The 14,840-nt window shown below is 63.7% G+C and carries 8 protein-coding genes and 1 pseudogene; 5 read left to right on the top strand and 4 right to left on the bottom strand.

The genetic code is table 11. The features are described from left to right. Positions 1-291: 291 nt before the first annotated feature. Both fixJ and fixL read right to left on the bottom strand, forming a co-directional pair. Entirely contained in the window at positions 292-936 is a 645-nt protein-coding gene (gene fixJ, locus OKW28_RS27780; RefSeq protein ID WP_062129599.1) for an oxygen response regulator transcription factor FixJ, read from the bottom strand. Further along, a pseudogene (gene fixL / locus OKW28_RS27775) lies at positions 933-3,450 on the bottom strand (oxygen sensor histidine kinase FixL). Before fixL ends, fixJ begins: the two are co-directional and overlap by 4 nt. Before the next feature lie 275 nt (positions 3,451-3,725). Between fixL and aceE the strand changes: the two are divergent. The 3 genes from aceE to lpdA all read left to right on the top strand — a co-directional run bounded on the left by aceE (position 3,726) and on the right by lpdA (position 10,104). Next, positions 3,726-6,422: a pyruvate dehydrogenase (acetyl-transferring), homodimeric type gene (aceE, locus tag OKW28_RS27770; RefSeq protein ID WP_429450429.1), complete on the top strand. Its 2,697-nt coding sequence runs from the start codon at positions 3,726-3,728 to the stop codon at positions 6,420-6,422. Positions 6,423-6,505: 83 nt separating this feature from the next. Beyond that, positions 6,506-8,188 carry a dihydrolipoyllysine-residue acetyltransferase gene (gene aceF, locus OKW28_RS27765; RefSeq protein WP_429450427.1) on the top strand — a complete coding sequence of 561 codons (1,683 nt, stop codon included), beginning with the start codon at positions 6,506-6,508 and terminating at the stop codon, positions 8,186-8,188. A gap of 137 nt (positions 8,189-8,325) precedes the next feature. Beyond that, positions 8,326-10,104 (top strand): dihydrolipoyl dehydrogenase, encoded by a 1,779-nt coding sequence (gene lpdA, locus OKW28_RS27760; protein ID WP_429450426.1) that lies wholly within the window; start codon positions 8,326-8,328, stop codon positions 10,102-10,104. A 318-nt stretch (positions 10,105-10,422) separates the two neighbouring features. On the opposite strand, the gene OKW28_RS27755 is transcribed toward lpdA, so the two are convergent. Then, positions 10,423-10,998, bottom strand: coding sequence for a phasin family protein (locus OKW28_RS27755; RefSeq protein WP_013089827.1), 576 nt, complete (start codon positions 10,996-10,998; stop codon positions 10,423-10,425). Positions 10,999-11,744: 746 nt separating this feature from the next. Between OKW28_RS27755 and pbpG the strand changes: the two genes are divergently transcribed. Beyond that, positions 11,745-12,935: a D-alanyl-D-alanine endopeptidase gene (gene pbpG, locus OKW28_RS27750; RefSeq protein ID WP_429450424.1), complete on the top strand. Its 1,191-nt coding sequence runs from the start codon at positions 11,745-11,747 to the stop codon at positions 12,933-12,935. 142 nt (positions 12,936-13,077) lie between these two features. Here pbpG and OKW28_RS27745 read toward each other — a convergent pair whose 3' ends face one another. Then, positions 13,078-13,908 carry an IclR family transcriptional regulator gene (locus OKW28_RS27745; protein WP_429450422.1) on the bottom strand — a complete coding sequence of 277 codons (831 nt, stop codon included), beginning with the start codon at positions 13,906-13,908 and terminating at the stop codon, positions 13,078-13,080. Between the two features lie 178 nt (positions 13,909-14,086). Between OKW28_RS27745 and OKW28_RS27740 the strand changes: the two genes are divergently transcribed. Further along, on the top strand, positions 14,087-14,809 hold the full coding sequence (locus OKW28_RS27740) for a (Fe-S)-binding protein (RefSeq protein ID WP_429450420.1): 723 nt from the start codon (positions 14,087-14,089) through the stop codon (positions 14,807-14,809). Positions 14,810-14,840 lie beyond the last annotated feature (31 nt).

The following is a 14,840-nucleotide window of genomic DNA, read 5'->3' as shown; positions in this document are numbered from 1 at the left end:
GCGCGCTGCCGGTTCGGGCAAGGTGCCGCTGCGAAGTCCGACATTATACCGGCGCGGGGGCGCGCTTTCGCAGTGGATTCGGGGCGCGCGGCGCGCGTGGGAGCGTCCGGGATGTGAGGCGGCGGTCCTGTGGCGGCCAGGAAGCGCACTGCGAGCGGCGGGGCAGGCCGCTCGCACGCCACGCGCACGCCGGACTCGGCGTCGGTCAGGCCGTCGCGAATCGGCGACGCAACCGCCACGGATGGCGGCCACGTACCAACCCCTCCGAACGAAAGGCCGCCCGTGCCTCTGTTACTGCGCCGTTTGCGGCTTGTTCGACAGCGCGAGTCGCAGCAGATCGGCGACCGTGTTGACGTTCAGCTTTTCCATGATGTTCGCGCGATGCGCTTCGACCGTCTTGATGCTGATGCCGAGGTCGTCGGCGATCTGCTTGTTCAGGCGGCCCGCGATGATCCGCTCGAGCACCTGATGCTCGCGCGCGGTCAACTTGCCGAGGCGCTCGGCCGCGGCGCGCTGCTGCTGGACGCTGGTGCTTTCGCTGCGTGCCTTGTCGAGCATGCGCTCGACAAGCTTGCGCAGTTCGGCTTCGTCGAACGGCTTTTCGATGAAGTCCATCGCGCCTTTTTTCATCGTCGACACCGCCATCGGCACGTCGCCGTGGCCCGTCACGAAGATGATCGGCAACGACGCGTTGTCGGCGATCAGGCGTTCCTGCAACTCTAGCCCGCTCATGCCGGACATCCGCACGTCGAGGATCAGACACGCGATCTGGCCCGGATGCTGATGCGGCTGCCATGCGTCGATGAACTGCTCGGCGCTCGAGAAGCACTGAACGCGGTAGCCGTTCGCCTCCAGCAGCCAGCGCAGCGAATCTCGCACGGCCTCGTCGTCGTCGACGACAAAGACGGTTTCCTGTGTGGTGACTGGGCTGTTCATAGCTCTCCCGTAACGGTTTGTGGTATCGGCGCCTCGGACCCGCCGTTGCTCGGGCCGTCAGGCTCCCCAATGGGCAGACTGCAATGGAACGTGGCGCCCGTGATGTGGCCGTCGGATTCGACGTTGTTGACCACCCACAGACGGCCGCGGTGCGATTCGATAATCGAACGGCAAATGTTCAGCCCCATGCCCATGCCATCGGACTTGGTGCTGTAAAACGGTTCGAACAGACGCTCGGCGGTCGCTTCGTCGACGCCGGGCCCCTGGTCGACGACGCTGATGCAGACGAAGCCGCTCTCCAGTCGCACGACCACGCGGATGACTGGGTCGACCGCGTTCGGGCGCGCTTCGGCCATCGCTTCGACGCCGTTCTTCAGCAGGTTCACGAGCACCTGCTCGATCAGCACCGGATCGACGTAGATCACCGGCAGCCGCGAGCGCAGATCGGTAACGATGCGAATGCGCCGCTTCCTTGCCTCGATTTCGGCGAGACCCACCGCGTCCGCGACGATATCCGCGACCCGCGTGGCCTGCCGCTTCGGCTCGCTGCGCTTCACGAACTCGCGGATACGCTTGATGATCATGCCGGCGCGCACCGCCTGCTGCGCGGTCTTTTCGAGCACCGGCAGCAGATTGTCGGGCGTCGTTCGACCGGATTTAACCAGTGCGACGGTTCCGGAGCAATAGTTATTGATGGCGGCGAGCGGCTGGTTCAGTTCGTGCGCGAGCGACGAGGCCATTTCACCCATCGTCATCAGGCGGCTCGTGAACTGCAGCTTCTCGTCCTGCTGGCGCGCGAGTTCCTGCGCGCGCTTGCGGGTCGTGATGTCGGTCGCGATCTGCATCTGCGCGAGATGGCCGTCGACCCACTGGATGTACTGGCGCCGCACCTCGAACCACTTCTGGATGCCCGCGATGTAAATTTCCTGCGCGTCGGCGGCGCTGTCGGTCAGCGCGGCGGCGGGCAGGCCGACGAAGGTGTCGACCATGTCGATCGAATCGGACGACGCCTGCGAGGCGTCGAAGCCGCCGCCCGCGAGTTCGAGGTGGCCGTCCGGGCGGATGCCGAACAGATGCCGGTAATAGCGGTTCGCGAACAGCAGCTCGGCTTCGTCGGCGGCGAGCACGGACACCGCCGCATCGAGGCTTTCGAGCACGGTCGTGAAGCGTTCGTGGGCGGCGGCGAGCTCTTCGCGCGCGCGCTTCGGCTCGGTGATGTCGGTCATCGACGACATCCAGCCGGTCTGGCGGCCCGAGCTGTCGATCAGCGGCGACACGTAGAGCCGCGCGTGGAACGTCGAGCTGTCCTTGCGCCGCACGCGCAGCTCGAAGCCGGACGAGGGCGCCTTGCCGCGCAGCGTCATGTCGAGCTGACGCTGCATCTCGGGGTACGCGTCGCGCGGCCAGTAGGCGAACGGCGCGCTCTTGCCGACGAGGTCGCTTTCGTCCCAGCCGGTCATGCGGCAGAACGCCGGGTTCACGTGCGTGATGCGGCCGTGCATGTCGAGCACGCGCATGCCGATCAGCACCGAGTTTTCCATCGCGCGGCGGAAAAACGCTTCCGCGTAGAGCGCCTGCTGCGCCTCGAAGCGCTGGCGCGTGTGCTTCCACAGACTCCACAGGCTCCACAGTACGAAGCAGGAGAGGCCGGCCACCAGCCACACCAGCGTGTTGTTCGTGAAGTTGGTGATCTGCGGGAACGCGTACACGCGCACCGAGATGCCCTGGCCCGGGCGGGTCGAGCGGCAGGTCGTAGAACATGTCGCGCGGCAGGCGCGGGCGGGTCGACGTGGTGGTCAACTCGCGGTTGTTCACGTCGATGATCGAGATCTTGTATTTGGCCGACAGCTCGGGCGGGATGTCGCGCTTCAGAATGCCTTCCACCGAGAAGACCGCGGCGATGGTGCCGAGGAAATCGCGATCGCGAAAGATCGGCGTTTGCAGCGTGATGAAGCCGTTGCCGAGGTCGTCGTAGATGAGCGGCGAGTACACCTGGCGGCGCGTGTTGCGCGCCTCGGCGAAGCCGGCCTTGACAGCTTCGTCCATCTGCGCGTCGTTCGGACGCGCGAGCCGCTGGCCGAGCACCGGCGGCGCGGCGTTGGGCCAGCGCGGCTGCTGCTGGCCCGTGTACCAGTTCATGTAGAGGATCTCAGGATGCCCCTGCATGATGTCCGTGGTGCTCACCTGGAACGAATGCTCGTCGGCATGGCCGGCGGCGAGGTCGCGCGCGAGTGCCTGGATCTGCTCTTGCGCGCCCGTCATCGACAGGCGGATCTGCTGCTGCGCCCACGCGACGTTGCGGTACAGCGTGTCTTCCTGCTGTTGCTGCTCGCGCCGGTTCAGACTCCACAGAATCAGGCTCATGACGACCAGGAACACCAGGATCGACAGGAGCGGCGTCAGCAAATAGGAATTGGACCACCAGGGTCCGTGGTGCCAGCGCGAGGACGGCGACGAATCCGCCGGCGAACCCGCGGTGCGCGCCGAGCGAGAGAAGAGCCGTTCGGTCAACATGCGTGGCATTGTAGCTCAGCACGTCCCCGACAAATGACGCAAAAAAGCACGGAAAGTGCAGTTGATCGGCGCAAACTAGCCGACGGATCAGTCGATCGGCAGTCAAACCAGGTTGCGTTGCAGCAATTTGCCGCATTATGAGAATTGATCTCGTAATTTGAAAATTTGGTTGCGCTGACGTCTGGACCCTCATTACAATCGGCCGGAGCTGCCGCGGCCATTCCTGCGTCCGCGTCGTCTGATCAAAAGTGCGTTCCCATACCCAGGAGACGAGCATGTCCGCTGTACCCGACGAAGTCATGAAATATGTCGCCGCCGATAAAGACGACGATCCCCAGGAAACCGGCGAATGGCTGGAAGCGCTGGATGGCGTGATTTCTGCTGTTGGCCCTGACCGTGCCCACTACCTGATCGAAAAACAGATCGAATTCGCACGCGTGCACGGCGAACATCTGCCGTTCTCCGCTAACACTCCTTACATCAACACGATTCCGGTCGCGCGCCAGGCCAAGAACCCCGGCGACCAGGACATCGAGCACCGTATCCGCTCATACACCCGCTGGAACGCGATGGCGATGGTGCTGCGCGCCGGCAAGGAAACCAACGTCGGTGGCCACATCGCGTCGTTCGCGTCGGCCGCCACGCTGTACGACGTCGGCTACAACCACTTCTGGCACGCACCGTCGGCCGAGCATGGCGGTGACCTCGTGTTCGTGCAGGGCCACTCGTCGCCGGGCGTCTACTCGCGCGCGTTCCTGCTCGGTCGCCTGACCGACAAGCAGCTCGACAACTTCCGCCAGGAAGTCGGCGGCGAGGGCATCTCGTCGTATCCGCATCCGTGGCTGATGCCGGACTTCTGGCAATTCCCGACCGTGTCGATGGGCCTGGGCCCGATCATGGCGATCTACCAGGCGCGCTTCATGAAGTACCTGCAGGCGCGCGGCATCGCGAAGACCGACGGCCGCAAGGTCTGGGCCTTCCTCGGCGACGGCGAAACGGACGAGCCGGAATCGCTTGGCGCGATCGGTATGGCCGGCCGCGAGCGTCTGGACAACCTCGTGTTCGTGATCAACTGCAACCTGCAGCGTCTCGACGGTCCGGTGCGCGGCAACGGCAAGATCATCCAGGAACTCGAAAGCGAATTCCGCGGCGCGGGCTGGAACGTCATCAAGGTCATCTGGGGCAGCCGCTGGGACGCGCTGTTCGCGCGCGACAAGTCGGGCGTGCTGATGCGTCGCATGATGGAAGTGGTCGACGGCGAGTACCAGACGTACAAGTCGGAGTCGGGCGCGTTCGTGCGCGAGCACTTCTTCAACACGCCGGAGCTGAAGGCGCTCGTCGCCGACTGGTCCGACGACGACATCTGGAATCTGAACCGCGGCGGCCATGATCCGCACAAGATCTACGCGGCGTTCACGGAAGCGTCGAATTCGAAGGGCCAGCCGACCGTCATCCTCGCCAAGACGATCAAGGGCTACGGCATGGGCGAAGCCGGCCAGGCGATGAACATCACCCACCAGCAGAAGAAGATGCAGGTGGAGCAGCTGAAGAAATTCCGCGACCAGTTCCGTTTGCCGATCACGGACGAGCAGATCGTCGACGTGCCGTACCTGACGTTCGAGGAAGGCTCGAAGGAACTCGAATACATGCGCCAGAAGCGCATGGACCTGGGTGGCTATCTGCCGGCGCGTCGTCAGAAGGCCGAGTCGCTGCCGGTGCCGGAACTGTCGGCATTCGAGCCGCTGCTCAAGGGCACGGGCGAAGGCCGCGAGATCTCCACGACGATGGCGTTCGTGCGGATCCTGAACATCCTGCTGAAGGACAAGGCGCTCGGCAAGCGCGTCGTGCCGATCGTGCCGGATGAATCGCGTACGTTCGGTATGGAAGGTCTGTTCCGTCAGATCGGTATCTGGAATCAGGACGGCCAGAAGTACGTGCCGGAAGATTCCGATCAGCTGATGTTCTACCGTGAGTCGGAGACCGGTCAGATCCTGCAGGAGGGCATCAACGAAGCCGGCGGCATGGCCGACTGGATCGCGGCCGCGACGTCGTACTCGACGCACGGCGAGATCATGATCCCGTTCTACATCTTCTACTCGATGTTCGGCTTCCAGCGCATCGGCGACCTCGCATGGGCCGCTGGCGACATGCGCTCGCGCGGCTTCCTGCTGGGCGGCACGGCGGGCCGCACGACGCTGAACGGCGAAGGTCTGCAACACGAAGACGGCCACTCGCTGATGTGGGCGGCTTCGGTGCCGAACTGCATCAGCTACGACCCGACGTTCGGCTACGAACTCGCGGTCATCGTGCAGGACGGTCTGCGCCGCATGGTCGCCGACCAGGAAGACGTCTACTACTACGTCACCGTGATGAACGAGAACTACGAGCACCCGGCGATCCCGCAGGGCGAGACCGTGGCGGCCGACATCATCAAGGGCATGTACTCGTTCAGCAAGACCGCAGCCGATAAAAAGGCGCCGCACGTGCAGCTGATGGGCGCGGGCACGATCTTCAACGAAGTGATCGCCGCGGCCGACCTGCTGAAAAACGACTGGGGCGTCAACGCCGACCTGTGGAGCGTCCCGAGCTTCACCGAGCTCGCGCGCGAAGGTCACGAAGTGCAGCGCTGGAACCTGTTGCACCCGACCGAAGAGAAGAAGCTGTCGCACGTCGAGAAGCTGTTGAAAGATGCGCCGGGTCCGGTCATCGCATCGACCGACTACGTGCGCGCGCTGACCGAGCAGATCCGCGCGTTCGTGCCGCAGAAGTTCGTCGTGCTGGGCACCGACGGCTATGGCCGTTCGGACACGCGCGAGAAGCTGCGTCACTTCTTCGAAGTCGATCGCTACTGGGTCACGGTCGGCGCGCTGAACGCGCTGGCGGACGAAGGCACGATCGAACGCAAGGTGGTCGCCGAGGCGCTCAAGAAGTACAACCTTGATCCCGCCAAACCCAACCCGATGACCGTCTAAGGCATCACCCGTGTGCCACGATGCACGCGCTTGCTCCTCATCGCGAGGGGCCGGCGGCGTGCGCGGCCCAGGAGACACTAACAATGAGTCAAGCGATCGAAGTCAAGGTGCCGGACATCGGCGATTACAAGGACGTCCCTGTGATCGAGGTGCTGGTGAAGGCGGGTGACACCGTCGAAAAAGAGCAATCGCTCGTTACGCTGGAATCCGACAAGGCGACGATGGACGTGCCGAGCTCGGCCGACGGCGTCGTCAAGGAAGTGAAGGTCAAGGTCGGCGATGCGGTGTCCGAAGGCACGCTGATCATCGTGCTGGAAGGCGCCAACGCCGCTGCCGCGGCGCCCGCGCCGGCGGCGGCCGCCGCACCGGCTCCTGCTCCTGCTCCTGCTCCTGCTCCTGCTCCTGCGCCGGCGGCAGCTCCCGCTGCGGCGCCCGCGCCCGCGGCAGCAGGCGGTGGCGTGCAGGAAATCAAGGTGCCGGATATCGGCGACTACAAAGACGTTCCCGTGATCGAGATCGCGGTGAAGGTCGGCGATCGTGTCGAGAAGGAACAGTCGCTCGTCACGCTCGAATCCGACAAGGCGACCATGGATGTGCCCAGCTCGGCCGCCGGCGTCGTCAAGGAAGTGAAGGTCAAGGTTGGCGATACCGTGTCGGAAGGCTCGGTCATCGTCGTGATCGAAGCGGAAGGCGGCGCTGCCCCGGCACCCGCGCCGGCACCGGCCGCGAAGGCGCCGACTGAAAAGCCGTTCGACGCGCCGGCCACGCCGACCCCGGCACCGGCCGCGCCGTCCGCGCTCGCGCAGGCGCCGCTGATCCCGGCTGGAGAAGGCGGCTCGCGTCATCCGAGCCATGCGTCGCCGTCGGTGCGCAAGTTCGCGCGCGAACTCGGCGTCGATGTCGGCCAGGTGAAGGGCACGGGTCCGAAGGGCCGCATTACGCAGGCCGACGTGACCGCGTTCGTGAAGGGCGTGATGACGGGCCAGCGCGCGGCGCCGGCTGGTGCGGCGGCGCCGGCCGCCGGCGGTGGCGAGCTGAATCTGCTGCCGTGGCCGAAGGTCGACTTCACGAAGTTCGGTCCGATCGATCCGAAGCCGTTGTCGCGTATCAAGAAGATCTCGGGCGCGAACCTGCATCGCAACTGGGTCATGATCCCGCACGTCACGAACAACGACGAAGCGGACATCACCGAGCTCGAAGCGCTGCGCGTCAAGCTGAACAAGGAACACGAGAAGGCGGGCGTCAAGTTCACGATGCTCGCGTTCGTGATCAAGGCCTGCGTGGCGGCCCTGAAGAAATTCCCGACCTTCAACGCGAGCCTCGATGGCGACAACCTGGTGTTCAAGCAGTACTACCACATCGGTTTTGCCGCGGACACGCCAAACGGCCTCGTCGTTCCGGTGATTCGCGACGCGGACAAGAAGGGCCTCGTCGACATCGCGAAGGAAATGGCCGACCTGTCGAAGGCCGCGCGCGAGGGCAAGCTGAAGCCGGACCAGATGCAGGGCGGCTGCTTCTCGATCTCGTCGCTGGGCGGTATCGGCGGCACGCACTTCACGCCGATCATCAATGCGCCTGAAGTCGCGATTCTCGGCCTTTCGCGCAGCGCGATGAAGCCGGTGTGGGACGGCAAGCAGTTCGAGCCGCGCCTGACCATGCCGCTGTCGCTGTCGTACGACCATCGCGTGATCGACGGAGCGGAAGCCGCGCGCTTCAACGCATACCTCGGTTCGATTCTTGCCGATTTCCGGCGTGTGATTCTTTGACCGGCTGGTGAGGTCCGCCGGCGCGTGCGCGGATGGTTTCGACCGATCCGCGTCGCGCCGTCCGCGCGTTCGCGCTCGCGTGTGCTGTGCGCGTCGAAGGCGCCGCTCATCATCGATCAATAAGAGAAGGGGACACCATGAGTCTCGTCGAAGTAAAAGTGCCGGACATCGGTGACTTCAAGGACGTCGACGTCATCGAAGTCAACATCAAGCCGGGCGACACCATCGAAAAAGAGCAGTCGCTGCTGACGCTCGAATCCGACAAGGCGTCGATGGAAGTGCCGAGCGATACCGCCGGCACCGTCAAGGAAGTGCGTATCAAGCCGGGCGACAAGGTCTCGCAGGGCACGGTCATCGCGCTCGTCGAGGCAACGGCGGGCGGCGCGGCTGCGGCCGCTGCGGGGCCGAAAGCGCCCGAGAAGGCGGCTCCCGCGCCGGCGCCTGCCGCTGCGGCGCCGAAGGCCGCCGCAGCGGCTGCGCAAGCCGGCAGCTATTCGGGCAGCGCCGACATCGAGTGCGACATGCTCGTGCTCGGTTCGGGCCCTGGCGGTTATTCGGCCGCGTTCCGCTCCGCCGACCTCGGCATGAAGACCGTGCTAGTCGAGCGTTATCCGACGCTCGGCGGCGTGTGTCTGAACGTCGGCTGCATCCCGTCGAAGGCACTGCTGCACACCGCGCTCGTCATCGACGAAGCGGCTGATCTTGCCGCGCACGGCATCACGTTCGGCAAGCCGCAGATCGATCTCGACAAGCTGCGCGATTTCAAGTCCGGCGTGGTCAAGAAGCTGACCGGCGGTCTCGCCGGCATGGCGAAGGCGCGCAAGGTCGAAGTGGTGGTCGGTACGGGTGCGTTCGTCGATCCGTACCACATGGAAGTGCAGACCGAGGGCGGCAAGAAGGTCGTCAGGTTCAAGCAGGCGATCATCGCAGCGGGCTCGGAAGCGGTGAAGCTGCCGTTCATTCCGGAAGATCCGCGGGTCGTCGATTCGACCGGCGCGCTCGAACTGCGCCAGATTCCGCAGCGCATGCTCGTGATCGGCGGCGGCATCATCGGTCTAGAAATGGCGACCGTGTACTCGACGCTCGGCGCGCAGATCGACGTCGTCGAAATGCTCGAAGGCCTGATGACCGGCGCGGACCGTGATCTGGTCAAGGTCTGGGAGAAGTACAACAGCAAGCGTTTCGCGAACGTGATGCTGAAGACCAAGACCATCGCCGCCGAAGCGAAGGACGACGGTATCTACGTGTCGTTCGAGGGCGAGCAGGCGCCGGTCGAGCCGCAACGCTACGACCTCGTGCTGGTGGCCGTCGGCCGCTCGCCGAACGGCGGGCGGATCGGCGCGGAAAAGGCCGGCGTCGCGGCGACGGATCGCGGCTTCATCGAAGTCGACAAGCAACAGCGCACGAATGTGCCGCACATCTTCGCGATCGGCGACATCGTCGGTCAGCCGATGCTCGCGCACAAGGCTGTGCATGAAGGCCACGTGGCGGCGGAAGCCGCGCATGGCGAGAAGGCGTACTTCGACGCGCTGCAGATTCCGTCGGTGGCCTACACCGATCCGGAAGTGGCATGGGCCGGCAAGACGGAAGACCAGCTGAAAGACGAAGGCGTCAAGTTCGGCAAGGCGGTGTTCCCGTGGGCCGCATCGGGTCGCGCGATCGCCAACGGTCGCGACGAGGGCTTCACGAAGCTGCTGTTCGATGAGGAAACGCATCGCGTGATCGGCGGCGGTATCGTCGGTCTGAATGCGGGCGACCTGATCAGCGAAGTCTGTCTCGCGATCGAGATGGGCGCGGACGCAACGGATATCGGCAAGACGATCCATCCGCATCCGACGCTCGGCGAATCGATCGGCATGGCGGCCGAGTTGTATGAAGGCGTCTGTACCGATCTGCCGCCCGTCAAGAAGAAGTAACGCGGTGCGCCGCGCCTGCGTGACGACATGCGGGCGCGGCAAAGCCGGTCGAGCCGTACGGCAAAGAAAAACGGCGCGCTCCATGTCGGAGCGCGCCGTTTCTGTTTTCGTGGCGGCCGGTAGCGGGCAAAAAAATCCCGGCTTGGCGGCCGGGCAAACGATACGCCATTGCAACGTATCGGAGCGTTCGGCTCATCAAACCGTATAAGCGGCAACGGCACGACGCTGTTGCTTGCGATAACGCCGGCGCAGCGCATAGGCTGGGCCGGCGCGAAAGACGACGCGAGGCATAAAGCCTGGCGTGTTGACGCGTGAAGCTTAGACGGCCTTCTTGGCGGCGGCGCGCGATGCTTGCGCAGCGGCTTGCGAAGCTGCCTTCGAAGCGGCCGTTGCAGCTGCGTTGAAGTTGCTTTCGGCGATTTCGACAGCCTGGCGGGTTGCCTTGTGGACCGTTTCGTACGTGGTGTTGGCGGCGGTGATAGCCGACTTCATCACGGCGACAGCGGTTTCCGAACCGGCCGGTGCGTTCTTGGCGACGTTTTCGACGAGCGCCTGAACCTTGCGATTTTGCTCTTCGAATTGCGCTTCCGCGACGCGGGTGAATTCACCCTGCGTTGCCGAAACGATTTCGTACACATGGCGGCCATACGACAGCGCCTTTTCAGCCACCGGCTGTGCGAGGCTTGCTTGCAGTGCCAGCAGTTCCTGCGCGTCCTTCACGGACAGCGCGCGTTGGGCATTTTCCTGGCTTTCGGCGAGCGTCGACTTCACAACTTGCAGGTTCAGTTCGACCAGCTTTTCGACACCTTCAAATGCTTTGGTCGTCAGGCCGAACAGGGTTTCGAAGTTGGCTTTTTGGGCTGCGGCGAATTGCTCAGGGGTCAGCAGAGTCATGGTTTACGCTCCTGGATCGCGGCCGGTCTGTGCGGACCGCATTGGGTGGGTGGCGAGACGCAGATTCATCGTCTCCCCGGACCGCGATGTATTGTGCATCGCAGCAATGGTTCCCATTTTAGGATGCCCACGAGGAATGTCAAGCGTTTTTTGTGCGTCGCACAATATTAAGAAAGTGCCGACAAAACAATAGGTTATACAGTAGGCATGTCATTAATATGACGCGGAACGATTGCTCGTTGCACCATGCTGGTGCGACATAAACCAGCCGTTCAGCAGGCTGTCGGGAGATTATTTTTTCCGTGTGGCAGCAATTCGCCCCTAAAAACCGATCATCATCAATTCGATGTAAACCACAAGATGACAAGGAACGTTAAAGAACGATGGCAGTCGAACGCGCGTTAGCGACTTTCGTCAGACACTTAAAAAAGTCCGTCGCACGCTCGCAACGCCTTCATGGCGCGGCGCAGTAGTTTCCGCCTGTGCTGACAGTATTTCCCCGGATCAAGGTTGTCTCAAAATTGCCGTTATCCTGCAAGGATCTGCTCGATTGGGCCGGGCGGCGGCAATGGCGAGGCTTGCTGGCGACGATCGTTTTTTTCGATCGAGGCGCGGCACTTATTTGTGTTTTCGCGATCGGAGCTGACAAGCCGGTTTAAGGAGCGCGCATAAGTGCTTCAAATTGCTAATTTTTCGTTGCTTTACTACACTTGCGGAAACCTCTCGCCGCTCCCTATCGAACACCCATGAAAACCGACATGTTTTCGTCGCTAAAAGTGCTCCACGGCGCGGCGCGCAGCACCGCTCTGTCGGTGGCCGTCTCGCTGGCCGTCGCAGCGGCGTTCGCTACGCCTGTCAGCACTTTTGCAGCTACGTCTGCAGCATCCGCAAAAACTTCCAAACACGCTAAAACTGCCAGGAAGCCGGCGCAGGCGGCCGCCACCGAAAAGGTGTCGAGCCCTGCTGCGAAAGCCGGCAAGGGTGACGCCGTGAAAGCCGCTGCGGCGGACGAAGATGCCCCGCACGCCGGCGTCAAACGCAAGCGCGTTACGTTCACGGCGAACGGCCGACACCGTTCGGTGATGCGACGCGTCGCGTACGAGCCGCGCCAGCCGAGCGTCGGCCAGGCGTTTGGTCTGCACGAGACGCCGGACGCGCTGATGCTGCGCTCGAGCGTCGCCTATGTGATCGACCAGAACAGCGGCGAGACGCTGTTCGACAAGAACTCGCGCGCGGTGGTACCGATCGCATCGATCAGCAAGCTGATGACGGCGATGGTGGTGCTCGATTCGAAAGAGCCGATGACCGATCAGATCGAAGTCACCGACGAAGACCGCGACTACGAGAAGAACACCGGTTCGCGTCTGTCGGTGGGCTCGGTGCTGTCGCGCGAGGACATGCTGCACATCGCGCTGATGGCGTCGGAAAATCGCGCGGCGGCGGCGCTGTCGCGCTACTACCCGGGCGGCCGTCCGGCGTTCCTCGCGGCGATGAACGCGAAGGCCAGGCAGCTCGGCATGAACGACACGCACTTCGAGAACCCGACCGGTCTGACGAGCATGAACGTGTCGAGCGCGCGCGATCTCGTGAAGATGGTCAACGCGGCGTATCAGTACCCGTTGATCCGCAAGTTCTCGACCGATCACAGCTATGAGGTGTACACCGGCAAGCGCACGCTCGCGTACAACAGCACGAACGCGCTGGTGCGCAACCCGACGTGGGACATCGGTCTGCAGAAGACCGGCTTCATCAACGAAGCGGGCGAGTGTCTCGTGATGCAGGCGACCATCCATGGCCGGCCGATGATCCTGGTGCTGCTCGATTCGTCGGGCAAGTACTCGCGTTTCGCGGACGCGACGCGTCTGCGTACGTGGCTCGACAACGGCGGCGACCAGCCGCGTATCACGAGCGCCGATGCCGGCGGTCCGGGTACCTGAAGCCGCAACGCATGCTCAGCCGGTGGTAGTCAGTCCGGCTGCAGCTGACGTGCAAAGAAAAAGCCTCGCGGATGCGAGGCTTTTTCATGGCGCCGGCGGGAGGGCAAAGGGTGCAACGGCGGTTGGGCGGCCGCACCGTTTACTAATGCTGGCCGTGCGAGCCATGTGAGCCGTGCCCGCCGTGCGCATGGTCCTGCTGTGGCTGCGGCCGGTAGCCGAGCGATTCCGAAATCATCAACGCGGTCTGGCTCAACTGCCCGAGCCATGAATCCTGCAAACGATCGGCCGGCGCCGACAGCGACAGTCCCGCGACCAGCTTGCCGGTATCGTCGTAGATGCCGGCGGCGATGCAGCGCACGCCCAACTCCAGTTCCTCGTTGTCGCGCGCGCAGGCCTGCTGGCGCACATGCGACAGCTCGCGCTCGAGTTTCGCGAGATCGGTGATGCTGTTCTGCGTGTGGCCCGACAGACCGGTGCGTGTTGCGTAGGCACGCACGCGGGTGGCTTCGTCGGCCGCGAGGAACAGCTTGCCGACCGAGGTCAGATGAAGCGGCGCGCGCCCGCCGATCGCCCGTACCACCTGCATGCCCGAGCGCTCCGAATACGCGCGTTCGATATAGACGATTTCGTCGCCCTGACGCACCGACAGGTTCACGGTCTGCCCGGTCTCGCGGTGCAGCTCGCGCATCGGCGTGAGCGCCGCGTCGCGCACCGACAGGCGCGCCTTGACGAGATTGCCCAGTTCGAGCAGGCGCATGCCAAGACGGTAGGTGCCCGGGTCTGAACGGTCGACCAGCCGGCACATCACCATATCGTTCAGGATGCGGTGCGCGGTGGATGGATGCAGCTCGGTGCGGATGGCCAGTACTTTCAGGCTGACCGGGTCGCTATGCGCCGCCAGTGCGTCGAGCAGGCGCATCATGCGTTCGATCACCTGGATCGAAGTTTTGGGATCCGGGTTCGTATCGCTCATATGAGAATCGGTGGATGCGTCAAACAGCGAAAACTGATTGTATCTCGTATTGTGAAAAAAGCGAACGCTTCGAGGCGCACTTCCAATCCGGTGCGGCGTGCTTCCTATGCCTTCCGGCCGTTGGTATTGCACCGGCAAACAGCGGATAATCAGGGACGTTTCCCCGAAAGGAGGGCTCATGCGAGTTGGATTGTTCGTCACCTGCCTGATTGATCTGATGCGTCCCGAGATCGGTTTCTCCGTCATCAAGCTGATCGAAGGCGCCGGTTTCGAGGTCGTCGTGCCGCCCGCGCAAACCTGTTGCGGGCAACCTGCGTATAACTCGGGAGACCGCCGCCTCGCGCGCGACCTTGCCGAGAAAGCGCTGCGCGAGTTCGAACAGTTCGACTATGTGGTGGTGCCGTCGGGCTCGTGCGGCGGCATGATCCGCGCGCACTACGGCGACCTGTTCCGCGACGATCCCGAACTGATGAACCGTTTCGGCCGCCTGCGCGGCAAGGTGTTCGAGCTGACGGATTTCCTCGTCAACGTCGCGAAGGTGCAGTTGCAACCGGGCGAGTTCGCGGGACAGGTGACTTATCACGACTCGTGTTCGGGCTTGCGCGAACTGGGCGTCAAGGAACAGCCGCGCGAACTGCTCGCGCAGGTCGGCGTCGCGGTCACCGAGATGAAAGGCTGCGAGCATTGCTGCGGCTTCGGCGGCACTTTCGCGGTCAAATACGGCGATATCTCGACCGCGATCGTCGACGAAAAGTGCGCGAACATCGCCGCGAGCGGCGCCGGTGCGGTGGTGCTCGGCGACCTCGGCTGCATGTTGAATATCGAAGGGCGGCTGCGCCGCAACGGCGACTCGACGACGCGCGTGCTGCATATCGCACAGGTGCTGGCCGGCGACGTGTAATCCCCGCGCGGCGAACACCGCCATTGTTCGC

Source organism: Paraburkholderia sp. 40 (assembly GCF_050434105.1).
Lineage (GTDB): Bacteria > Pseudomonadota > Gammaproteobacteria > Burkholderiales > Burkholderiaceae > Paraburkholderia > Paraburkholderia tuberum.
Note: the sequence above shows the minus strand (reverse complement) of the source record. Positions and strands in the feature narration are given on the sequence as shown.